At 62.2% G+C, this 23,243-nt stretch carries 14 protein-coding genes; 8 read left to right on the top strand and 6 right to left on the bottom strand.

Annotation, left to right across the window (positions count from 1 at the left end; all coding sequences use genetic code 11):
- Window positions 1-32: 32 nt before the first annotated feature.
- Window positions 33-3,440, bottom strand: a complete 3,408-nt coding sequence (locus tag C7I85_RS02495; RefSeq protein WP_106722358.1) for a DUF3971 domain-containing protein — start codon at window positions 3,438-3,440, stop codon at window positions 33-35.
- 94 nt (window positions 3,441-3,534) lie between these two features.
- On the opposite strand from C7I85_RS02495, the gene C7I85_RS02490 reads away from it, so the two are divergent.
- Both C7I85_RS02490 and C7I85_RS02485 read left to right on the top strand, forming a co-directional pair.
- On the top strand, window positions 3,535-4,002 hold the full coding sequence (locus C7I85_RS02490; RefSeq protein WP_106722357.1) for a peroxiredoxin: 468 nt from the start codon (window positions 3,535-3,537) through the stop codon (window positions 4,000-4,002).
- A gap of 184 nt (window positions 4,003-4,186) precedes the next feature.
- Window positions 4,187-5,470, top strand: a complete 1,284-nt coding sequence (locus C7I85_RS02485) for a peptidoglycan DD-metalloendopeptidase family protein (protein ID WP_106722356.1) — start codon at window positions 4,187-4,189, stop codon at window positions 5,468-5,470.
- A gap of 26 nt (window positions 5,471-5,496) precedes the next feature.
- Here the strand turns inward: C7I85_RS02485 and C7I85_RS02480 are convergent, their stop codons facing one another.
- Window positions 5,497-6,351, bottom strand: coding sequence for a D-amino-acid transaminase (locus C7I85_RS02480; protein WP_106722355.1), 855 nt, complete (start codon window positions 6,349-6,351; stop codon window positions 5,497-5,499).
- A gap of 331 nt (window positions 6,352-6,682) precedes the next feature.
- The gene (locus C7I85_RS30480; protein WP_181257056.1) at window positions 6,683-7,183 is read right to left on the bottom strand and encodes a hypothetical protein; all 501 of its coding nucleotides are present in this window, start codon (window positions 7,181-7,183) and stop codon (window positions 6,683-6,685) included.
- A 327-nt stretch (window positions 7,184-7,510) separates the two neighbouring features.
- Here C7I85_RS30480 and C7I85_RS02470 point away from each other — a divergent pair, with 327 nt between their 5' ends.
- From C7I85_RS02470 to otsB, 4 genes are all read left to right on the top strand, one after another.
- Window positions 7,511-8,581 carry a glycosyltransferase family 4 protein gene (locus C7I85_RS02470; protein WP_106722353.1) on the top strand — a complete coding sequence of 357 codons (1,071 nt, stop codon included), beginning with the start codon at window positions 7,511-7,513 and terminating at the stop codon, window positions 8,579-8,581.
- 63 nt (window positions 8,582-8,644) lie between these two features.
- Window positions 8,645-10,810: an amylo-alpha-1,6-glucosidase gene (locus tag C7I85_RS02465; protein WP_106722352.1), complete on the top strand. Its 2,166-nt coding sequence runs from the start codon at window positions 8,645-8,647 to the stop codon at window positions 10,808-10,810.
- Window positions 10,811-11,014: 204 nt separating this feature from the next.
- On the top strand, window positions 11,015-12,811 hold the full coding sequence (locus C7I85_RS02460) for an alpha,alpha-trehalose-phosphate synthase (UDP-forming) (RefSeq protein WP_106722351.1): 1,797 nt from the start codon (window positions 11,015-11,017) through the stop codon (window positions 12,809-12,811).
- Window positions 12,808-13,569 (top strand): trehalose-phosphatase, encoded by a 762-nt coding sequence (gene otsB, locus C7I85_RS02455; RefSeq protein ID WP_106722350.1) that lies wholly within the window; start codon window positions 12,808-12,810, stop codon window positions 13,567-13,569. The genes C7I85_RS02460 and otsB overlap by 4 nt, the downstream gene beginning before the upstream one ends.
- 5 nt (window positions 13,570-13,574) lie before the next feature.
- Here otsB and C7I85_RS02450 read toward each other — a convergent pair whose 3' ends face one another.
- From C7I85_RS02450 to C7I85_RS02440, 3 genes are all read right to left on the bottom strand, one after another.
- Entirely contained in the window at window positions 13,575-13,865 is a 291-nt protein-coding gene (locus C7I85_RS02450) for a DUF3175 domain-containing protein (protein ID WP_106722349.1), read from the bottom strand.
- A 101-nt stretch (window positions 13,866-13,966) separates the two neighbouring features.
- Window positions 13,967-18,979 (bottom strand): IPT/TIG domain-containing protein, encoded by a 5,013-nt coding sequence (locus tag C7I85_RS02445; RefSeq protein WP_181257055.1) that lies wholly within the window; start codon window positions 18,977-18,979, stop codon window positions 13,967-13,969.
- A gap of 659 nt (window positions 18,980-19,638) precedes the next feature.
- Entirely contained in the window at window positions 19,639-20,340 is a 702-nt protein-coding gene (locus C7I85_RS02440; protein WP_106722347.1) for a TetR/AcrR family transcriptional regulator, read from the bottom strand.
- A 118-nt stretch (window positions 20,341-20,458) separates the two neighbouring features.
- On the opposite strand from C7I85_RS02440, the gene C7I85_RS02435 reads away from it, so the two are divergent.
- Together C7I85_RS02435 and C7I85_RS02430 are read left to right on the top strand one after the other, a co-directional pair.
- Window positions 20,459-21,625, top strand: coding sequence for an HlyD family secretion protein (locus tag C7I85_RS02435; RefSeq protein WP_106722346.1), 1,167 nt, complete (start codon window positions 20,459-20,461; stop codon window positions 21,623-21,625).
- 27 nt (window positions 21,626-21,652) lie between these two features.
- Window positions 21,653-23,230, top strand: a complete 1,578-nt coding sequence (locus C7I85_RS02430) for a DHA2 family efflux MFS transporter permease subunit (protein WP_106722345.1) — start codon at window positions 21,653-21,655, stop codon at window positions 23,228-23,230.
- Window positions 23,231-23,243 lie beyond the last annotated feature (13 nt).

Below are 23,243 nucleotides of genomic sequence, written 5' to 3'. Positions count from 1 at the left end.
TTTTGCCGCCGCCGGATCGAGCGATCGGCGGATTACTGGAACTCGAAGATCGAGCGGAAAATGCCCGGCGCAATCACCGACAGCGGGTTGATCTGCAGATTCGGCGTCTTGGCGTTGCCGTTGAGCTTGTAGGTCACGCCGATCAGCCCGCGATCGCGGCCATTGCCGAGAATGGCGCCGACAATCGGGATCTCGCCAAAGATCCGGTTCAGGCCATAGGCCGGCATGAAAGTGCCGGTCATCGACATGTTGCCGTACTCGTCATAGAGCGTGCCCTGGAAGGTTGTGCCGATCAGAGGTCCGCGCAGCACGCCGTTGCCGATCTTCAGATAGCCGGGGCCCTTCTCGATCTGCGCCGAGCCACGCTCGAACTGGACGCGTGACGTGTCGATCTCGCTTTTGACGGCTTCGTTCAAGCTGCGCTTGTCACCGGGCGGCGTGGTCGAAACGATGGAGGCCAGCTTGGGCTCGTTGACGACCCAGAAATCGCTGGCATCGACCTTGCCGCGCATCGGCCCGCCGCCATTGCCCGACAGGGCCAGCTTGATGGAACCGCCCTGCATATGGTCGTAGATGTTGAGGAAGCGGAGCAGCGCACCGGCGTCGGACGACTGCATCTGCAGGCTATGCTGACCGCCATCTGATGAATTGGTCACCGATACGGCACCGCCCGCCCCCGTGGTTGCGGTCACGCGTAGCCCATCGATCTGGGAGTTTGCGCCGCTGTAGCTGAGCAGAACGTTGGAAAGCTGCTCGCCGCCGAATCCCGCAAGCGATTTGACGTCCAGATTGACGGAAATGGGGGTGCTGCTGCTGGTGGGCTTGTCGCCCTCGCCGACACCGGAGGTGAACTGCTTGATCAGCGGACGCGCATCGAGCGAGTTGCCGATGATGTCCACTTGATACCCCTTCCCCATCCGCTTGATCGAGAGCACGACGTCGTCGTCACGATTGAGCTGGACGGTGTCGAAGCGCGCCGAGGAGAGATTGCCATTGGCCAATGTCACCGCGCCATCGATGGCGAAGGATTTGCCCTCTAGCTTGAAATCCGAAAGCGTCGAGACATCCTTCGACTTCTCCAGCAAGAAGCTGAGACTTGCCGGAATGCCCGCCCCCTTCGTCCAGCCTGCCCATGGCACGTCGAGCTGGACGTTGGTCAGATCGGCGCTCACCTTCTGCTTGCCGTCGGCGCCGGCGTCGAGGTTGACCTTCACCGTGCCCGAGATCAGCGACGACAGCCCCGGCGCGAGTGTCGCGCGCGCCTTCTCGTCGAGCGAAAGCTGGATCTTGCGCTGGCGCGCCGGGCCGTCCTTGCCCAGCGGCTCGACCATCGCAATTTCGGCCGGCACGCCGTTGAGCTTGGCGGCGGCATCGATGACCGCCTTGTTCGGCTCGATCGTGATGCTGCCATTGGCATCGGTAATCTTCTGGTTGTCGAATGGCTTTGCCAGAGACAATCCCTCGTAGTCGAGCACGACACGCCAGTCGAGACGATCCGTGTCTATGCCCTTTTGCAGGGGGATGTCGGCCTTGACGTTGCCGGTGACCTTGCCGGCGAACTCTTCGGGCTTCATGCCCACGAAGCGCATCGCATTGATCGGCTCGTAGGTTGCCAGTTCGGTAATGGCCGCGGCGTCGCCCGCAACATTCATGTCCAGCATGCCGATCAGCGGCGGCCGGTTGGCGTGCTCGATCCGCAGCGTTCCGTTGCTGGCTTCGACGCTGCGGCCACTGGTCAGATAGACGGTTCCCGAGGACAGCGAGATGTCGACGTCGTTGCCGTGGAACTGGACCTTGCCTATGGCATCGCGGACGGGCGGAATGACGCCGGTCGTGTCGAAGCGCGCACCTTCCACCTGGAAGCGCCCCGACACTTCGTCAGCGGTCAGCGGGATGCCATTGCCAAGCCGGTCGGGCGGGACCTTGAAGTCGATCCTGCCGTCGACAACCCGCCCGCCGAAAAGATGGTCCATGACCCAGTGTCGTGCGCCTTTGGCGGCAAACCAGGGCCAGAGCTGTTTGACATGCGCGACCGGCATGTCGTGCACGTTGAGCGCCAGGGATATGCCCGGCGTGCCGCCGCTCAGATCAAGCGACGCCTCTCCGATTGCCTCGCCCTCACCACTGTTGATGCCAATTACATTGGCGGCCAGCAGCTTGCTATCGCCGTCGAAGGTTCCGACGATCCGCGCAAGGAAGTCTAGCGCCGGCTCGGGCGAATCGACCGGCGCAGCCGTCGTGCTGGTGCTGACGAGTTCGTAGCGATAGACGGGCTTGTCGCCGGGCTCGCCGTTCGCCGGGCGCGGGCCGACCGCTCCGTTGAATTCGAGGTTGCTCCGCCCGCTCGTCACGCGAAGCCGGTCGATCTCCAGCTTGTCGGAGCCGGCGAGCAAGGTGGCATTGAGATCGACCCCACCCGTGAACGTGCCGTCCTTGCCCAGGTTGACCGTGGAATTGCCAAGGGTCAGCGCCGCCTTCAGCGTGTCGGCATCCGTGCCTATCCCTTCCTGTCCGGAAATCTCCAGATCCAGGTCACCAAGCGAATTTGCGTCTTCCGGTGGCGCGCTCGCCGGCCACGAAGGCGCTCCGCTCGCACTATTGGCCGTGATCTGCAGCGCGCTGATGCGTTTGGAGACCTCGTCCCGCGACGAAGTCCCCGCAAGTTGCAGTTTCCGGCCGTCGATATCGAGATCGGCAGAGAAGATCAGTTCGCCGCCTCCGACCACCTTGAACTGCGCGTAGTCGATACGCACGATGCGGACATGTCCGTCCTCGGGAAGGACGAATTCCACCTTTTCCAGTTCGATCTGCCGGGTGGAGCCAATCTGCAATGCATCGAAGGCGCGGTGGACCTCGGCGAAGATTGCCTTGGTCACCTTGTCCGCATCGATCAGGCCCCGATCGTTCCGGAGGATTGCCGTCCAGTCGCCCTGCGCAGCCATAGGCATTGCGCCGGCATTGATCCGAGCATTCGAAATCTTCACGCTGCCAAGCCGGACATTGCCGCTCAGGAGGGGCACGAAGCGAAGGCCGAAGCGGACCATGCCCGCTTCCACAATGGGTATTCCCTGCTTCGTCTTGATGCTGACATCGTCCACGCCGAGCGCGATGAGCCGCGAGCCGTCGATCGACAGGCTGGCCGGCCCCAGGGAGGCGGCGACATCGACGCCGGCAAATGCGGAAATCGCCCGTTCGGCTTCCCCGCGTAATGGGCCCGTGCCGATGCCGGATAGGCCGACCAGATAGAGCAGGACGGCAACCAGCCCCACCACTGCCGCCGTGGAGATCAACGCCCACAGCGCCATCTTTCCGGCGCGCCGCCCCAAGCGCTTATGCCGGCTGGTGAAATGGTGCTTTATTGCCGATGGATAGGCGCCGAGATCCGCGATCTCGTCACGTCGAAAACGTATCTTCTGGTGTTTGGGTAGCTCGTGCTGCACACGGACTCCGGTTGCATCATTCAGCCGTGGACGAATCCGCGAACAACATTATATCTCTGGCGCTTCGCGCGTAACCTTAAACAAGGGCATTCATATGACCGAACTAGAGACCGGACAGAAGGCTCCAGATTTCGATCTTCCGCGCGACGGGGGCGGCGCGTTGTCACTTTCCGCCCTTAGCGGACGGAAGGTCGCGCTTTACTTCTACCCCAAGGACGACACGAGCGGGTGCACGGCCGAAGCGATTGATTTCTCGGCACTAAAGGCGGAGTTCGAGAGGGCCGGTACAGTCGTGGTCGGCATTTCCCCCGACAGTATAAAGAGCCATGACAAATTCAAGGCGAAACATGAGCTGGCAGTGGATCTGGTTGCGGATGAAGAGCGAAAGACCCTCGAAGACTATGGCGTCTGGGTCGAAAAGAGCATGTATGGCCGCAAATATATGGGCGTCGAGCGCAGCACCTTCCTGATCGGACCCGACGGACGGATCGCGCGGATCTGGCGCAAGGTGAAGGTTCCCGGACACGCCCAGCAAGTTCTGGAAGCCGCCCGCGCGCTATAGGGCCCAGGGTCCAGCCACCTCCCCTTCACGACCCGCCCGCCGCTGTGATCGGCGGGCGTTTTGTTTGTATTGCCGTTCTTTCTCACGAATGTTCCAGCCGGCCGTCGGCAAGGCAAAGCTTTATTAACCCTAACAATGTGTAATCGGGACAGTCGTTGCTTCGCAGCTGTGAAAGTTCGAACCCGTGAAACACCCTGGTCAGACGACTGGTTTCGGCAGGCGCAAGGAACCGCACACCGTCATCATCGCGCGCGGCGATGAAATCAGGCACTTCACCGTGCGGCCCTGGATAATGGCTTTCCTGGGCTCGACGCTGGCGACCATCGTCATCGGCTATCTGCTCGCGACCTCCTATCTGGTCCTGCGCGACGATCTCATCGGCGCGATGGCTGCGCGCCAGGCGCGCCTGCAGCAGGCCTATGAGGACCGCATTTCCGCCCTGCGTGCGCAGGTCGACCGCATCACGAGCCGACAGCTGCTCGACCAGCAACTCGTCGAAACCAAGGTCAGTGAACTGCTTGAACAGCAGGCGCAGCTCAGCAGCCGTCACGGCCGCCTTGCCCCGCTGCTCGACCGTGCCGCCGCGGCCGAAACACCTCAAGCAAGCGCGGCGACGCCACCTGACATCAAGCCCGAAATCCGCGCAAGCCTGTCGGACGACGGCACGTCGGCGCCAAGTCTGGCATCAGCCTTCGCCGCCACGGCGCCAACGAAATCAAGCGCCTTCTGGTCTTTGCTCAAAAGCCCGCAGGAGAGCGAAACGGCGGCCGACCACGCCGACAAGCTCTTCGCCTCGATAAAACAGTCGCTGAAGACGATCGAAAGCGATCAAATCGCTCGAATAGATTCGTTGACCGAAAACGCCTACCAGACGGCCGACACCATCTCCGAAGCGCTGGAGGCCTCCGGCGTGAAGGTCGATTCTGACTATGGCAAGAGCGATGTCGGCGGCCCGCTGATTGCCCTCGACAATCCGCACATGTTCGACGCCAAGGTCCAGGAACTCGACGAAAGCCTGGATCGGCTGGACAAGATGAAGGAAACGGCGCGTCGTCTGCCGATAGCCAACCCTGCCCCCGGGCGTCCGGTTTCCAGCACTTTCGGCGTGCGCACGGACCCTATTCTGGGCATGCCGGCCCTGCATTCGGGAATGGACTTTCGCGCTCCTTCGGGTTCCACTGCGCGGGCAACCGCGCCGGGAACGGTCGTGAAGGCCGGATGGAACGGCGGCTATGGGCGCATGGTCGAGATCGACCATGGTTTCGGCTTTTCCACACGCTATGCCCATCTGAGCAGGATCGACGTCAAGGAAGGCCAAAAGGTCTCCCTCGGTGATGTCGTCGGCGAAGTGGGCACCACCGGGCGCTCTACCGGTCCTCATCTTCACTATGAGGTTCGCCAGAATGGCGAAGCCGTGAACCCGCTGCGGTTTCTCAAGCTAGGCAAGGAGATCGGGCGCTATCTGTGAAACTCGATAGCGCCGCGATCCAACCGTCAAATCGCGCTTTTGAGGCTTTCCTCGATATAGATCTGACGCAGCCGCCGCGCCACCGGACCTGGCTTGCCGTCGCCCAACACGGTGCCGTCGATCTCCACCACCGGGCAGACGAAGCCGGTCGCGGAGGTCGAGAAGGCCTCGCGCGCGGAGAGCGCTTCCTCGACTGAAAAGGCGCGCTCCTCCACCTTCATCTGCAGCTCGCGCACGCAGTTCAGCACCGCTGCGCGCGTGATGCCGGGAAGAATGTCGTGCGACAGATCCCGTGTCACGATCGTGCCGTCCGCGGTGACGATATAGGTGTTGTTGGACGTGCCTTCGGTGATCTTGCCGTCCTGCACCAGCCAGGCGTCATCGACGCCCTGCCCCTTGGCAATCATCTTGGCCATGGACGGATAGAGAAGCTGCACCGTCTTGATGTCGCGCCTGCCCCAGCGCAGATCCTCGACGGTGACGACGCGCGCGCCCCGCTCGGCCACCGGGCTTGCGATCACGGGGCGGGCTTGCGTGAACAGAACCAGCGTCGGCGTGGCCGATTCCGGATAGGTGAAATCGCGATCGGCAGCGCCGCGCGTGATCTGCATATAGACGAGGCCCTCAGCCACCGCATTGACCTCCACCAGCTTGCGGTGGATTTGCAGCAACTCTTCCTCGGAGCACGGCATTCGCATTTGAAGCTCGTCCAGCGAGCGGCGCAGTCGGCGCATATGACCGGCGAAATCGACCAGCTTGCCGTTCAGGACCGAGGTGACCTCATAGACACCGTCGGCAAAGAGAAAGCCCCTGTCGAAGACCGATATCTTGGCCTCACGCTCGGGGACGTAATCGCCGTTCACATAAACTGTCCGTTCCATCGAATCGCTCGTTTCTGCCGCGGAAGCCCGAAACTAATTCAACGCGCACCTCGATGGAACGAAGCATTCGCAACAAAGCTGGCGGCTATATGTCGGGAATCATCCGGCTTTGAGAAACACCGCGGCTCGCCGGCGCGGCCGCTTGCGGCCTCCTTAAAACCAGAAGCCCGCCAATCCCTTGGGGGATGGCGGGCTATTGCCTGGGCGGTTGACCGCCACGGTACTCAATACACAACCGTAGAAGCTGGACTATGGCAGCCCTTGGTCAAGGAGTCGTTAATGCGGGCCGACGCCATGGAGCGCCGGCGATCCGCCTATTCACAAATCGGCATCAGTAGCCGGACTTATGGTTCTTATGATGATGGTGGCCGCCACCGGACTTCGGCACCTTGTTGTTGTTGCCGTTGCCATTGCCGTTGTTGTTGCCCGAGTTGTTGTTGCCGTTGCCGTTGCCGTTATTCGACCCGGAATTGCTGTTTCCGTTTCCGTTACCGTTGTTGTTTCCGGAATTGCTGTTTCCGTTGCCGCTACCGTTATTCGACCCGGTATTGCTGTTGCCGTTGCCGTTGCCGTTGTTCGACCCGGTATTGCTGTTGCCGTTGCCGTTGCCGTTGTTGCTCCCGGCGTTGCCGTTGCCGTTACCGTTGCCATTACCGCTGCCGCCGGTGCCACCACCCATGTTGCCCCCCGCGATGGCAAGAGCCGTCGTGGCAAAAAGCACAATGGCGGTCGAGAGAATCTTCTTCATTTCCCGTTCCTTTCGCTGAATGGATCCGTCGAAAAATAACTTTTCGGTTTCCGCGAAACTCAAATTTTGAAGAAAGTATCGCAAAAGTATTTTTACCGGGCGGGGCAGACAATAACAAATCAGGATAAACGCCAAATTTTGATAGGTACAATTCCACAATATTGAAATTATACCTTAAATTGGAAAGCAATATTCCTGACGCGACTTCATGAAATACCAGTAGAAATGATCGGTGATTTACATCCGCGATGTCAGGTATTTAATCGCGAAGAAGCGACATAGGCCTGACAGGCATTTCCCCTCATGCAGCTTTCACGCTGTGACTGAAAATCTGGACCGCCGAAAATTTCCGATGCAACAAGCGCTTGGCTGGAGCGTTGCACGCCTGTCGATGCTTACCGGAATGCGTTCATGAGAATTGCCCACATCGCTCCGCTTTATGAATCCGTGCCCCCGAAGTTCTACGGCGGAACCGAACGCATCATCTGCTATCTCGTCGATGAGCTGGTGCGGATGGGGCACGAGGTCACCTTGTTCTCCAGTGCCGACTCCAAGACAAGCGCGCGCCTGGCCGCGGTTCGCGATCAAGCTCTGCGGCTTGATCCTCACCCTCTGAAGTCGGCCACCGCTGCTCACTATTCCATGCTGGATGAAGTGCGCCGCCGCGCCGGCGAGTTCGACATCCTGCATTTCCATCTCAGCCACTTCCTGCATTTCCCGTTCTTCGAGCACATGCCGGAACGCACCGTTACGACGCCCCACGGGCGCCTCGATTACAGGGACCTGCAGCCCGCCTATCGCCGGTGGCCGTCTTTCCCGATGGTCTCGATCTCGCACAGCCAGCGGCGGCCGCTCGAGGAGGCCAACTGGGTGGGCACGATTCATCACGGCATGCCGCTCGATATCTACCGTCCGCTGGAGGAGATGAGCGTCGACGCCGGCTATCTCGCTTTCTTAGGCCGGCTTTCCCGCGACAAGCGACCCGACAGGGCCATCGAAATCGCCCGTCGCACCGGCATGAGGTTGAAGATGGCCGCCAAGATCGGGGACGATGACCGCACCTATTTCCGCGAGACGGTCGAGCCGCTGATAGACGGGCAGCAGGTGGAATATCTCGGTGAGATCGGCGAGGCCGAGAAGCAAGCGTTCCTGGGTAATGCCGCAGCCCTGATCTTCCCCATCGACTGGCCGGAACCGTTCGGCCTCGTCGCCATCGAGGCCATGGCTTTCGGAACGCCAGTCGTCGCTTGGGACAACGGCGCCTTGCCTGAAGTCGTCGACCAAGGCGTGACCGGCTTCGTCGTCAACTCGGTGGATGACGCGGTCCAGGCCGTAGCGAAGCTCGGGGAACTCGACCGCGACCGGGTCCGCGCCGTTTTCGAACGCCGCTTTTCGGTCTCGCGGATGACAAGTGACTATATGAGGGTATACGCACGATTGCTCGACATGTCCCGCAGCCGCGCAAGTCAGGTTGCCAGCTGAATCGGATATGTCAGGCAGTCCAATTTTGGCCTCATCCTGCGTTAGGCTCGGACGAGGTAAGCCATGACACAACTCGATGAAAGACAGCTGGACCCGGCAATAGCATTGGCGTCACTGGACGAAGAAGCGCCAAGGGAACCGGCGCGCCAGTATGCGCTCAAGCACGGCGATTGCTTCGTCGTCGCGGACTCCTATGGCGACATCCATGGCGGCGGCGACGGCCTGTTTCTTGACGACACCAGGATACTCTCCCTTTACCGCCTCACCATCGGCGACCGGCCGCCATCATTGCTTGGCGCATCGCTGAGCCAGGACAACGTCCTGTTTCGGACGAACCTTACCAACCTGCCGCTGCCCTCCGGTGAAGGCGGGAGAACCCGGCAGGGCATCATCCATATCGAGCGCACGCGGCTGATCTGGAACGACCGGATGTATGAGCGCATCGCGCTGTCCAACTACGGCGAAAGCGAAGTCGAGTTGCCGCTGAAGCTGCATTTCGAGGCCGATTTCCGCGACATGTTCGAAGTGCGCGGTTCGCAACGCAGCCGTCGCGGCCTGGCCTTCGAGGCGCAACCGTTCGGCGACAGCGTGACCATGCGCTATCACGGCCTGGACGATGTGGTTCGCGAGGCGACGATTTCGTTTTCCCAGATTCCGACGCACCTCAGGGCAAACCATGCCGAGTTCGTGCTCCGCCTGCCAAGGCGCGTGCGCGAGACATTGTTCGTCGAGATCGGAAGGGGCCCAACATCCCCAAATCGAATGCGCTTTCGCGCAGCGGCGGCGCGTGCACGCTTCGTGATGCGCTCCAAGAGGCGCCATGGCGCGACGATCCACAGCTCCGGCCGCGTGTTCAACGACTGGATAGCGCGCGCCCGCGCTGACATCGCCCTGCTCACCACCGACCTTGCGACGGGCCCCTACCCCTATGCGGGCATTCCATGGTTCTCCACCGCCTTCGGGCGTGACGGAGTTATCTCGGCCCTGCAGATGCTCTGGGTGGATCCCAGGCTCGCGCGCGGCGTGCTTGCATTCCTCGCGCAACATCAGGCCACGGAAATCTCGCCCTTCAGCGATGCCGAGCCCGGCAAGATCATGCACGAGACCCGCAAGGGCGAGATGGCTATCCTGAAGGAACTCCCCTTCGGCCGATATTACGGCGGGGTCGATACCACACCGCTCTATGTGTATCTCGCCTGCGCCTATGCCGACCGTACAGGCGACATGGAATTCATCGACCAGCTGTGGCCGTCGATCCAGGCCGCAGCCGAATGGATGGATCGTGCGATCGACCGCGACCCGAACGGCTTTATCACCTACCAACGCGCGGCCGACACCGGCCTCACCAACCAGGGCTGGAAAGACAGCTACGACTCGGTCTTTCACGAGGACGGTCGCGTTCCCAACGGGCCGATTGCCCTAGTGGAGGTACAGGGCTACGCCTTTGCCGCCTATAACCGCTTGGCGTCCCTGGCAAGCAGGCGTGGCGATGTGCTGCGCGCAGAAGCCTGGAAAGCGCGCGCGGAAAAGATGCGGCAGGCCGTCGAGAACCGGTTCTGGATGGAGGACCGCAAGTTCTACGCCATGGCGATCGATGGCGACAACGAACCAACCCGCGTGCGGACCTCGAATGTCGGCCATCTACTCTCTACCGGGCTGCCTGCGGCGGATCGAGCCCACCATGTCGCTGAGCAGCTGCTGTCGGCGCCGTTCCACACCGGCTGGGGCATTCGAACGCTGGCCGAGGATGAGATCTTCTTCAACCCGATGTCTTATCACAACGGCTCGATCTGGCCGCATGACACTGCGATCTGTGCGGCGGGCCTGGCGCGCTATGGTTATCGCGAACACGTCGTCCGGCTGTTGAGCAACACCTTCGAGGCGGCGGTGCATTTCGACATGCGGCTGCCGGAGCTGTTCTGCGGCTTCGGGCGTGCGGTCGGCGAGGCGCCGATTGCCTATCCGGTGGCCTGCCTGCCGCAAGCCTGGTCTTCCGGTGCCGTTTTCATGCTCCTGCAGGCATGCCTGGGCGTGCAGATCGACGGTTGGCGCGGCGAAGTGCAGATCGAAAACTCAATGCTGCCGATCGGTATCGACAGCCTCACCGTTCGCCATCTCGGCGTTGGTAAGGCGGTGTACGACCTGACATTCCAGCGCTTCGGCGATCGGGTGATCGCCGATCTACAGACCTACGATCACAGTCCCACGCCCGTCATCATGCGCTCTTAGCGCGGCACCTATTCGTCCTACCTGCAAAAATTGCGGAACCCTAGCGGCTGCGCGGCGTTCGGAACCATCGTCACATAGCGCTTCGTCGAGCCTCCGGGCTTTCCCTGAGGATCGGCCTACCGCTTTGTGACTGCGCCGGCTTCGCCCCCGCTGCGGGCCACACCGTCTTGCCGGCACGCTCTTCCGCCCAGGAGGACGAAGGAGATGAACGCCCAATCCAATCTGCTCAGCCTCGACATCAATGTGCTGGCGGTTCTGGCCGTCAGCCTTCTGCTGTCCGTCTCGGCAGTCGTTCTGGCCGCCTTTCTATGGTGGCGGCTGCGCTCGACCCGTTCGGCGCCCGCCGCTGCCAACGACCCACCCAACCTCGACCAGGCCTCCAAGCTGCTGCATGAGTTCGAAAAGAACGGCAGGGCGGCCGACGACGTTCTCGTCAACTGGTCGCCGGAAACGCTGCGCCAGCTTCTGGCAAGCGAACTGCCGGATGCCCAGGTGATCGTCGTTTCGAACCGCGAGCCCTACATCCACAACCTCGTCGACGGAAAGGTGAAGCTCCTGGTTCCGGCCAGCGGCCTGGTGTCGGCGCTGGAGCCGGTCACCCGCACTTGCTCGGGAACCTGGATCGCCTATGGCGGCGGCTCCGCCGACCGTTTGACCGTCGACGACAACGACCGCGTCCAGGTGCCGCCGGACAGGCCGAGCTACATGCTGCGCCGGGTCTGGCTGAGCGATGAGGAGCTGCAGGGCTATTATTGTGGCTTTGCCAATGACGGCCTTTGGCCGCTCTGCCACATTGCCTTCACGCGGCCGATATTCCGCGCCTCGGATTTCGAAATGTACCAGGCGGTGAACCAGAAGTTCGCCGATGTCGTGGTGGAGGAAGCGCGGAACGAGCGGCCGATCGTGCTCGTGCAGGACTACCACTTTGCCCTGCTGCCGCGGATGATCCGCCAGCGCCTGCCGGATGCGACCATCATCACCTTCTGGCACATACCTTGGCCGAACTCCGAGGTGTTCAGCATCTGCCCGTGGCGCGAAAAGATCCTGGACGGCCTGCTCGGCAGCTCGATCATCGGCTTCCACATCCAGTTCCACTGCAACAATTTCACGGAGAGCGTCGACCGCTTCCTCGAAAGCCGCATCGAGCGGGAAGACCCTTCGATCACCTATCGCGGCAGCACGACGCTGGTTCACCCCTACCCGATCTCGATCGAGTGGCCTCCGGTCGGCTTCCAAAACCAGCCCAAGGCATCCGAATGCCGCCGGCAGATATTCGAAAAATACGGCCTTGCAGAAGACATGTGGCTCTGCGCGGGTGTCGAGCGGCTGGACTACACCAAGGGCATTCTCGATCGCTTCATGGCGCTGGACCAGTTCTTCCAAAAAAATCCGGATTGGGTTGGGCGCCTGGTGTTCCTGCAGATCGCGGCACCCAGCCGAGGCACCTTGGCCGCTTATCAGCAACTGCACCGGCAGTGCCTCGACTATGTCGACGAATTCAACCGGCGCTACGGGAACGACCGGTACAAGCCCATCATCCTGCTTGATGAATATCACAACCAGGAAGATATCTGCCGGGTCTACCGCGCTGCCGACATCTGCGTGGTCAGCAGCCTGCACGATGGCATGAACCTTGTCGCCAAGGAATTCGTGGCAACCCGCGACGACGAGCAAGGCGTCCTGATACTCAGCACCTTTGCCGGTGCTTCGCGCGAGCTTCTCGATGCACTGATCGTCAACCCCTACGATCCAAGCGCTGTGGGCGAGGCCCTGTTGCGCGGCCTCAACATGCCTGCAGAGGAGCAACGGGATCGCATGCGCCGCATGCGCGAGGTGGTGCGCAGCAACAATGTCTACCGCTGGGCCGGCAGCATGCTCCTGGATGCCGCACGTCTGCGCAAGCGCAACGAAGCCTATGAAGCTACCGAACCTGCCGCGAGGGCCGAAACGTCGACCAATGTCGTGCCGCTGATGGGGAAGAAAAAGGGAGCGCTGCGGTGACCGGATCAGGCTTCCAGTCGCCACGCCTGCAGCCCGGACCGCATGCACTTTTCCTCGATATAGACGGCACGCTTCTGGAACACGCGGACCATCCCGATTCCGTGTCGGTCGACGGGGAATTGCTGGATCTGCTGGCCGCCCTCGAAGCCCGCCTCGATGGGGCGTTGGCCTTCGTCAGCGGCCGCTCGATCGCCGCGATCGACAGGCTTTTTGCACCGCTCCGGCTGTGCGCTGCCGGTCTTTACGGCCTGGAGCATCGTCTTAGCCAGAACGGACCCGTAGTCGAAGCTACCGAGCCTGCGGACATTGCGGCACTGGCCACGGAAATGGAAGCGGAGTTCGGCTCCACAGTCGGTGTCTATTTCGAGCGCAAGGGGCCGGTGCTGGCAATCCATACAAGAGCGGCACCCGATGCCCTTGCAGCCGTGCAAAAGGCAGCGGAATTGGCCCTGCCGCGTCTTTCGGCCGAATACCGCGTCGTCGTCGGCGAAGCCGGGCTCGAGCTCATCCCCCTGCAAGCCATGAAAAGCGCCGCGATCCGCCGCTTCCTGGCACTGGAGCCATTTTCTGGCAGGCGGCCGATCTTCATAGGTGACGACACGTCCGACGAAAGCGGCTTCGAATTGGTCAACCGGCTGGACGGCGTTTCGATCCGGGTACGCCCCAAGGCCGAGACGGCCGCACGACACATCCTGCCCGACGTGGCGACCGTCAAGGCGTGGCTACGGGACGAAATACTCGGGGCATCAAGCCGCTGAGATGATTACATCCGCTCCTTGCCGAACGCCTTTCGCAATTCGTCCTTGGCCGCTTCGAGCACCTCTTTGCGCTCCGGCGACAGGTTCCGCCCTGCCCGGTTGATGTAGAAATTCAACATCGACATGGCCGACTGGAACGGTCCCGCCTTGCGGTGGGTGCTGGCCTCGGCTGAACGCTTCAGCGATTGGGCGATCTGCCGCGGGTCATCCAAATCGAAGACGCCCGGCTCGAGATCGAGCGCATTGCTATGTGCTGTGACCTCGGCAGACCAATATTTTTCCTTCTGCGCAGTCATGACACAACTCCGGTCCTGACTTATCTCGATCGGATAACGCCCGACCGCGCTTACGGTGCCCGTCCTCGGGAGGACGGGCCGCAGGCGGCCTTTCAAGTCGATCAGAATCGCGAGCTTACACCTGCCTTCGCGCCGACGGATTTTTCGCCGTGGCGCTCGATGTTGAAGAGCAGTCCGCCGTCGACGGACCAGCCATTCACCGCTTGCAGCGACAGGCCGGTCGAGACCGAGCCGAACAGGCCCGAACCGTCGAGGCCGGAGTAGCCGGCAGTGGCGCCGAGCTTCGGCGTCAGCGTCGAGCCGTCCGCCAGCGTGAAGGAGCGCGCGATTTCGGCCCCGAGGCTGACGCGCAGTTGCTCCTGCGCGAAACCGTCGAGCTCGATCGTATCGCCGGCGCCGTTGCGGACCGCATAGTCCTCGACCCTTTCGGAGAAGTAGACCGCCCGCAGTTTTGGCGTCAGCACGGTGACGTCGTCGAGCTGCCACTGCCCCTTGATCGCGCTGTCGAACAGCCAGCGCCTTGTGTCGAAGCTGCCGTCCCAGAACTCGGTGCCAATGTCGTTCGACGAACCGCCATAGAGCAGGCTCGCGTCCCAGAACACGTTCTTGCCGATCTCGAACGAGGCATAGGGTCCGGCCAGCCAGCCATTGCCGGTCAGCTTGGCGTCCGCGTCAGTCGGATCTGTCATCCGGTCGTAGTGGAAGGACAGGCCGACCAGCGCCTTTTCCGACAAGAGATAGTCGGCGCCGAGCGAGACCATGCCGAAGCTGCCCCACTTGCCGCCATTCTCCTTGCGGTTATGGGCCAGCAAGGTGCCGTCGACCCAGACGTTGAAGGGCAAGGAGAGTGCGGTGGTGGCGCCGTCAGCGCCGTCGCGTGCCGCCTGCATCTGCGCCAGGCTGGTGCCGAAGCCGAGGGTGACGCCGTCGGCCGAGGACGACATCCGCGCCGCGACGGGATCGCTCGCCGTTTGCATGCGGCGGCGCTCCATGAGGCCCGGAACCTCGATGGTCGAGGCGATCATATTCTGCCTCGTCTGCACGAAGCCGCGCACCCGGGTGTCGATGTCCTGCTTCACCTCGGCCTCGTCGAAGCCGAGCGTATAGGTCACGGTGCCGGTGTTGGAGCTGCCGAGCGCGTTGGTCAGGCGGAACCGGACGCGCACCTGCCCCGAATAGGCGGGATTGGGCGTGAACTTCAGATACCAGCCGACCGGGGTGACTGGGCCGGCCGCGGCATAGTCGCCCCAGGTGATCTCGGCCCGGCCGGCATTGGCCGGCTCCACCGAGACCAGCTCGGCACCGTCGAACGGCCCGCCAGTGGCGCCGGCGTCAAGCCGTACATCCGCTGGCGTCGTGCCCGCCGGTACCGTCTTGTCTTCCACCGTTGGGCTGCCCGTCGCTACCGCCAGCGTGTAGCTGGCCGATCCCGCCGTGCCGTTGGCGTCGGTGACGGTGACGGTGAATCTGGCGCTTTCGGTCGTCGTCGGCGTGCCGGAGATATCCCCTGCACTGCCGAGCGCCAGCCCGGCCGGCAGCGAACCGGAGGTGACGGCATAGCTGTAGGGAGCCGTGCCGCCAGAAGCCGAGATCGTCACGCCCGCATAGGCGACGCCCGTCGTGCCGCTGGTCAAGGCTCCAGAAGCGGGAGACAATGCCAACGCCGGTACAGTGTAGGTATAAGCAGTCACCATCGTTACGGTGCCGCCAGGAGTGGTAACGACGACATCGACTTTCCCAGCGGCATGAGCCGGTGTGGTGGCAGTGATCAGAGCGTTGCCGATAACGGTGAAGCTCGTCGCCGGCGTTCCGCCGAAGGAAACTGCGGTCGCGCCAGCCAGGTCCGATCCCATGAGCGTAACCGTCGTGCCGCCGGCGGTGCTGCCCGAGTTCGGGCGGAGCGAAATGACCGTTGGCGCGGCCGCTCCAATGTCAATCGAGTAGGTCGCAGCAACTGAATAGCCGTATCTATCCGTCGCCTGTAGCATAAAGCTGGCATTGCCCGTTGCAGTCGGCGTGCCGGAGATCACACCGGTCGAGGAGTTCAGCGACAGATTGGCCGGCAGTGAGCCAATTACCACGTAAGTGTAAGGCCCAACTCCGCCGGAGGCAGTCACGGCCTGACTGTAGGCTGTGCCCACCACGCCGCTTGCTAGCGCGCCGGAATACGGCGTGAACGACAGGGTTGGCGCGGTGACCGTGATCGTCACCGTAGCCGGCGCAGAGGTGCCGGACTCATTGCTAGCCGTGTAGGTGAAGCTGTCGGAGCCGGAATAGCCGGCCGCTGGCGTGTAGCTGATGGTCGTGCCCGAAGCCGTCGCCGTGCCATGGTTGGCTTGGGTGGCGACGGCCACCGAGGTCGCCGCCCCGCCGCTTAGGCTGAGGGTGATCGGGTTGCCGGAAGAATTTGCGGCAACCATTGTCTGGAAGTTGTCGGCGATCGGCGCGGCCTCTGCACGGGTGACCTCGAGCGTGTAGGTCTTGGTGCTACCGTCCTGGGCGGTCACCAAAATCGTGATCGTGGTGTCGCCGACGTTGAGCGGGATCGAACTTGGGCTACCCGAGGTGGCAGCGCTGCCATTCACAACGACCGTGGCGTGGCTCTCGCTCACTGTCGGCGTGACGCTGACGGAGGAGACGCCGTTTGCAACGGAAGCCGTGTAGCTGTCGGTGCCGGATGCAAAGGACGGCGAAAGCGTACCGCTGCTGATCGTGAGATTGAAGAGAGTAGCGTCGCTCGATTGCGCGTAGGTATAACCATTCGTCCGCGTCGCGGCGCCGCCCGACGTGATCACGACGACATCGACAGCGCCAACCGAGTGGGCCGGTGTGGTGGCCGTGATTTGGGTGGCGCTGTTGACGGTGAAGCCGGTCGCCGCCGTCCCGCCGAAGGTAACGGCGGTTGCGCCCGTCAGGTTCGATCCCGTGAGCACGACGGCCGTGCCGCCCGCGATGTTGCCTGAGCTCGGACTGACCGAACTGAGCGTTGGCGCAACGGCATCGACCACGACTGTGTATGTTCCGCTTGCATAATACGGACTACCACTACCCGTCGTACTGTCTTTGGCCACAATGGAGAATTCGAAGGTTCCCCCGGCAGTTGGCGTGCCCGAGAGCTCGCCGGTGGTGGCATTTAGCGAAAGGCCCGTCGGAAGTGTGCCGGTAAAGGCATAAGCGTAAGGGGCGGTGCCACCCGAGAACAATATCGTCTGGGAATACGCCACATCAATAGTGGGTGACGGCAGCGATGTCGGAGAAACCGAAAACGTGGGCCCTGAAACATACAGGCCGTAGGCCTGCGAGCCCGTCGAGCTCCCAGCGTCTGTGGCCGTGATGGTGAAATTGAAGGGTCCGGCCTCTCTCGGCGTGCCAGAGATAACCCCTGCAGCGCTGAGGGTCAGTCCGGACGGCAGCGAGCCGGATGTGATGGCATAGGCGTAGGGTGCGGTGCCGCCCGATGCCGTAATCGTCTGGCTATAGGCCGCACCGGCCGTCGCGCCCGTCAACCCATCGGCGGAGGGCGACAGCGTAATTGTCGGTGCGTAGATATAACCATTCGTCAGCGTCGCGCTGCCACCGAGAGTAGTCACGCTGACATTGACAGCGCCAGCGGCGTGGGCCGGTGTGGTGGCCGTGATTTGGGTGGCGCTGTTGACGGTGAAGCCGGTCGCCGCCGTCCCGCCGAAGGTAACGGCGGTTGCGCCTGTCAGGTTCGATCCCGTGAGCGTGACGATCGTGCCGCCCGCAGTCGTGCCGGTGTTGGGGCTGGTCGCGGTGAGCGTCGGCGTGCCCGTCGGGGTGACGGCATTGGATGCGGCAGAGGCACTGCCGGTTCCGACGGCGTTGGTCGCGGTGACGGTGAAGGTATAGGCGGTGCCGTTGGTGAGGCCGGTGACAGTAATCGGGCTAGCCGCGCCTGTTGCAGTGATGCCGTCAGGATTGGAGGTCACGGTGTAGTTGGTGATCGCCGAGCCACCATTGCTCGCCGGTGCCGTGAAGGAAACGCTCGCCTGTGCATTGCCGGCGGTGGCTGAACCAATCAGCGGGGAACCGGGCACAATGGCATTGACGGTGATGCTCACGGTAGCGGGCGAACTGGTGCCGCCGGCATTGGTTGCCGTGTAGGTGAAGGTGTCGGCGCCGGCATAGTTGGCCGTCGGCGTATATGTGATCGACGTGCCGGAAGCGGTCGCCGTGCCGTGAGTGGCTTGGGTGGCGACTGCAACGGAGGTCGCCGGCCCGCCGCTTAGGCTGAGGGTGATCGGATTGCCGGAAGAGTTCGCGTCGACCGTTGCGGAGACCGCGCCAGCAATCGGCGCGGGAACAACGTAGGTATAACCATTCGACAACGTAGCGCTGCCGCCAGGGGTGGTCACGACGACATTGACAGCGCCAGCGGCGTGGGCCGGTGTGGTGGCCGTGATTTGGGTGGCGCTGTTGACGGTGACGCCAGTCGCCGCCGTGCCACCGAAGGTAACGGCGGTCGCGCCCGTCAGGTTCGTTCCTGTGAGCGTGACGGTCGTGCCACCGGCGGTGCTGCCCGAGTTCGGGCTGGCCGCGGTGATCGTCGGCACGGGGGCTGCATTAACGGTCAGCGCGGCTGTGTTCGAGGTGGCGACAGGCGCGGTCGAGCCGCTAACGATAACGCGATACAGATAGCCGTTCATGCCGGCGGTCGCGCCAGTGATCGTTAGCGTCGACGCGGTCGCGCCAGAATAGGGAGCGCCGTTGGTGATATTGGTGAAGCCGGCGCCTTGATCGACCTGCCACTGGTAGCCCGTGGCGTTCGAAGCGGTCACACTGAAGATCGTGTTCGCGCCGGCGCTGATGGTGGAGCTGGACGGCTGCGCGGTGATGGAGGGAGCCGAGACCGAACCCGTGCAGCGAATTGACACCGTGCCGATATGGGTTCCTGTCTTGATATTAAGGCTCAGGCCGGTGGAGGTAAGCTGGCTCGACGTAACAGCCAAGGAATGCAGGCCAACCTTCCTCTTGCTACTGTCATAGTTGTAGCCATAGGCGTCGGAAAAATCAGCATCCTGGACCAATACGTGGTCAGCAGAAATCGGGTTGTTGGCGTCATCGCCGCCATCGTCGGTGTAGGACACCGTCACCGATTCGCCACTGTCGAATGAACCTGCAAGAAAGGTATCGGTATACGAGGTGGTGTCGAGCGAACTAAGCGAGGTACATGCTGGCGACAGCGCATACGCAGCTGGCACTCCCAACCCAAGCTGCAAGAAGACGGTCAACAATAAGAAACGAATTCGATGCAAAGCCGGCGTGCAACGCGCCCGCAAGGACGTCACCGACTGATACGCAGCCGACGTTGAAAATACTCGCGCCGCCGAACCGAAGTAATTTAAGAATTCAACAAAAAATCTATTCAAAAACATTCGCAATTCTCTGTTGGCGACTCTTTTCCGAGCCGCCCAAATTCGCTCAATCGCTGACCTGGAAATCACATTCCGAAAAGACAATCGGCCGCTCAAACAAGGAGCAGCACGTCAATCACTTTGGTTGGAAAGCAATCCTCTGCCGCGTATTCCCGCGCCGCTCGCAAGGCAACAAAGTCCAAAGCGCTCCTCCCAAAGGCTAAAGGGCCGTCCTGTCGAACCCCATCTTCACCTTCAGGTCGAATCAATGGATATGCGGCAGTGATGTCCTAATTGACATCACAACTCGCTGAATCGAAAGCCGTTTTGGTTACAGTCGCTCGGCTTTTGCGCAATGTGATCATCGAGCAAAGACCGGGACACGCCAGGTCACGGCGTCAGCCGCTCTTGGCTCGCTCGCGCTCCTGCGCTGCCAGCTTGCCGGCGCCGTAGGCTTTCAGGAATACATCCACTCCGGCCTTCACAATATATTCGATTTCGGCTTGCGTCGGGGTTTCGGTGCGGTAGGCGAACATGCACTGCCTGAAAAGCCCGGCCGTGCAAAGATCCGTGAACTGGTAGGCGGCAAGGTGGATGTCCGGAATCTCCAGCAGGCCACGCTCGACCATTGTCTCGAGAAAAGCCGCGACGCGGTCATGCCCGAGCTTCGGGCCGCGCTCATAAAAGCGCCTGCCAAGTTCGGGGATCCTCTCGGAAGCGCCGATCACGATGCGCTGCGCAAGGACGACCTTCTCCGACGTGATCTTGACCGACAGTGCAATGCCGAAATTTTCAAGCGTGGCGCGCAGGTCGTCGGCCTGCCCCAGCGTCTCATAGAGATTCTTGAAGATGGCGCAGCGCTCCACCTCGATCAGCGCCTCGAAAAGCTCTTCCTTGCTGGCGAAGTAGACGTAGATCGTACCTTTGGACACGCCCGCCTCGCGGGTGATGTCGTTCATGGAGGCGGCGTCGAAGCCCATGTTCATGAAGACGCGCCGCGCGCCATCGATGATCTGCTGGCGTTTTGCGGGGTCGTGACCGGCCGCAGGGCGCTGTCGCTTTTCCTGCTTGGCTGCCGATCCGGTAGCTAGCTCAGTCATTTCAAACCCCAAAAATATTTCGAACCAATCGGTTCGATTTACTCTTGATATGCTCGTTCCGCCACGTTAAGTCAACGCCAAACCGAACGGTTCAGTTCAATCACATAAGAGATACACCATGTCTTCTTCGTCCGCGTCGACCGAAGCCGAAGTGCATCCGTTCCCGCATGCCAAGACGGCGCCGACGATCGAGGCCCCTCGCCCGGCCGACCCCGGAGTTGCGCCTGCTCCCGCAAAGCGCAAGCGCTCGCCGCGCTCGTTCCTGCTGCCAACCATTGCCGTCGCCCTGCTCGGCACGGGTGCCTGGTATGGCTACGACTACTGGGCCGACGGCCGTTTCATGATCTCCACCGACGACGCCTATGTCCAGGCCGACATGGCGTTCGTTTCGCCCAAGATTTCCGGCTATGTCGCCGAGGTTAAGGTCGCCGACAACCAGCATGTAAAGGCGGGGGACCCGCTCTTGGTCGTGGACGATGGCGACTACAGGATCGCCCTCGCCCAGACCGAGGCACAGATCGCCACCTTGGCCAAGACGCTCGACCGCATTGACGCCCAGACGACGGCCGCCAGGGCCTCTCTGTTGCAGGCCGAGGCGCAGAAGGGCGCGGCCAAGGCTGCCGCCACAAACGCTGCCCGCACCGAGGACCGCATTGCCCAACTGCTCAAGACCAATGTCTCGACGCAGGCCCAGCTGGACGACGCCCACAGCGCTGCCGTGCAGGCCAATGCAGCCGTTGCCGGCGCCGATGCGCAGATCGCAGCGGCCCAAGCCAATATCGGCGTGCTGGAGGCCCAGAAGGCAGAGACGGCCAGCACGCTGGATTCGTTGAAGCTTTCGAAGGACAAGGCCGAGCGCGACCTCTCCTTCACCGTCCTGCGCGCGCCTTATGACGGCGTCGTCGGCAACCGGTCCGTCGAACAGGGCGACCTCGTCAATCCCGGCCAGAAACTCGCCGTGGTCGTGCCGATGGATAAGCTCTACATCGTCGCCAACTTCAAGGAGACGCAGCTTGCCAAGCTGCTGCCCGGCCAGAAGGTCAAGATCAAGGTCGACGCCATGGACGCCCAGGAGTTCGAGGGAGCGGTTTCCTCGCTCGCGCCGGCCTCGGGCGCGGTGTTCTCGCTGCTGCCGCCGGAAAACGCCACCGGCAACTTCACGAAGGTGGTCCAGCGCGTGCCGGTGCGCATCGATGTGCCAGCCGATGTGCTGAACAGCGGCAAACTGCGCGCCGGCCTGAGCGTCGTCGTGGACGTGGACAGCCGCACGGGCCCGGCACTCTAGCAACGGCACCGCCGGGGGACCGTCATCATGTCGAGCACCGCCGCGACAGCCGGAGCCGCGCCTTCGGACCACATCGAGGCACGACGCATCATCGCCTTCCTGGCGATGGTGTTCGGCATGTTCATGGCCATTTTGGACATCCAGATCGTCTCGGCTTCACTGTCCGAGATCCAGGCGGGCCTGAGCGCCAGTTCCGACGAAATCCCCTGGGTGCAGACCTCCTACCTGATCGCGGAGGTCATCATGATCCCGCTGTCTGGCTTCCTGTCGCGAATGCTGTCGACACGGGTCTTGTTCACCGCTGCCGCGGCCGGTTTCACTGCGGCAAGCGCCTTGGCGGCCACGGCCACCAATATCGACCAGATGATCGTCTACCGGGCGATCCAGGGTTTTATCGGCGGCGGCATGATTCCCAGCGTCTTCGCCGCTGCCTTCACCATCTTTCCGCCCTCGCGCCGCGCAGTCGTGTCGCCGATGATTGGCCTGGTGGCAACGCTGGCGCCCACCATCGGGCCGACGGTCGGCGGCTACATCAGCCACGCAATGTCCTGGCACTGGCTGTTCCTGGTCAATGTCGTTCCGGGCATTCTGGTCGCGGCCGCGGCCTGGGCGTTGATCGATTTCGACAAGCCGGATCACTCCCTCATGAAGAAGTTCGACTGGTGGGGCTTGGCCGGCATGGCGGCTTTCCTCGGCTCGCTCGAATATGTGCTGGAGGAAGGCCCGACTAACGACTGGATGCAGGACCAGACCGTGTTCATCTTCACGATCGTGATGGTGGTCGGCGCGGTGATGTTCTTTTGGCGTGCCTTCACCGCGGAAGAGCCGATCGTCGATTTGAAGGCCTTCAGCAACGTCAACTTCGCCTTCGGCTCGCTGTTCTCCTTCGTCATCGGCATCGGCCTCTACGGGCTAACCTATCTCTATCCGGTCTATCTCGGCCGCATCCGTGGCTACGATTCCATGATGATCGGCGAGGCGCTGTTCGTCTCGGGTCTGGCGATGTTCGCCACGGCGCCCATCTCCGGCATCCTGTCGCGCAAGATGGACCCGCGCCTGATGATGATGATCGGCTTCCTGGGATTTGCCGCCGGCACCTGGCGGATGACGCATCTGACCGCCGATTGGGATTTCTGGGAGCTGTTCCTGCCGCAAATCCTGCGCGGCACTTCGATGATGCTGTGCATGGTGCCGATCAACAACATCGCGCTGGGCACGCTGCCGCCGGAACGGCTGAAGAATGCGTCGGGCCTGTTCAACCTGACCCGCAATCTCGGCGGCGCTGTCGGGCTCGCCATCATCAACACGGTGCTGACGCACCGCAACGATTTCCACTATGCCCGTCTCGCCGAGCATGTGCAGTGGGGCAGCGCGGAGGCGAACACCAAGCTCCGAAACATGACGCTGAATTTCGAGGCGCATGGCGGCCTCGACGCATCCAGGCTCGCGCTTTCAAAACTTTCCGGCATGGTGCACCAGCAGGCGGCGCTGATGTCCTTCATGGACGTCTTCTATCTGCTGACCATGCTGTTTGCCTCCCTGGCACTCTTCACCATGGTCATCCGCAAGCCGCCCGAAGGGGCTGCCGGTGGTGGCGGGCACTAGAAAAACGGCGCGG

This window comes from Pseudaminobacter soli (ex Li et al. 2025), assembly GCF_003012705.1.
GTDB classification, from domain to species: domain Bacteria; phylum Pseudomonadota; class Alphaproteobacteria; order Rhizobiales; family Rhizobiaceae; genus Pseudaminobacter; species Pseudaminobacter soli.
This window is presented reverse-complemented; position numbering and strand designations above follow the sequence as displayed.

Excerpts from the sequence above, each read along its gene's own strand:
- C7I85_RS02450 (WP_106722349.1), bottom strand. The coding sequence starts at position 13,865 with ATGACTGCGCAGAAGGAAAAATATTGGTCTGCCGAGGTCACAGCACAT.
- C7I85_RS02490 (WP_106722357.1), top strand. The coding sequence starts at position 3,535 with ATGACCGAACTAGAGACCGGACAGAAGGCTCCAGATTTCGATCTTCCG.
- C7I85_RS02465 (WP_106722352.1), top strand. The coding sequence starts at position 8,645 with ATGACACAACTCGATGAAAGACAGCTGGACCCGGCAATAGCATTGGCG.
- C7I85_RS02480 (WP_106722355.1), bottom strand. The coding sequence starts at position 6,351 with ATGGAACGGACAGTTTATGTGAACGGCGATTACGTCCCCGAGCGTGAG.
- C7I85_RS02460 (WP_106722351.1), top strand. The coding sequence starts at position 11,015 with ATGAACGCCCAATCCAATCTGCTCAGCCTCGACATCAATGTGCTGGCG.
- C7I85_RS02440 (WP_106722347.1), bottom strand. The coding sequence starts at position 20,340 with ATGACTGAGCTAGCTACCGGATCGGCAGCCAAGCAGGAAAAGCGACAG.
- C7I85_RS02430 (WP_106722345.1), top strand. The coding sequence starts at position 21,653 with ATGTCGAGCACCGCCGCGACAGCCGGAGCCGCGCCTTCGGACCACATC.
- C7I85_RS02470 (WP_106722353.1), top strand. The coding sequence starts at position 7,511 with ATGAGAATTGCCCACATCGCTCCGCTTTATGAATCCGTGCCCCCGAAG.
- C7I85_RS02435 (WP_106722346.1), top strand. The coding sequence starts at position 20,459 with ATGTCTTCTTCGTCCGCGTCGACCGAAGCCGAAGTGCATCCGTTCCCG.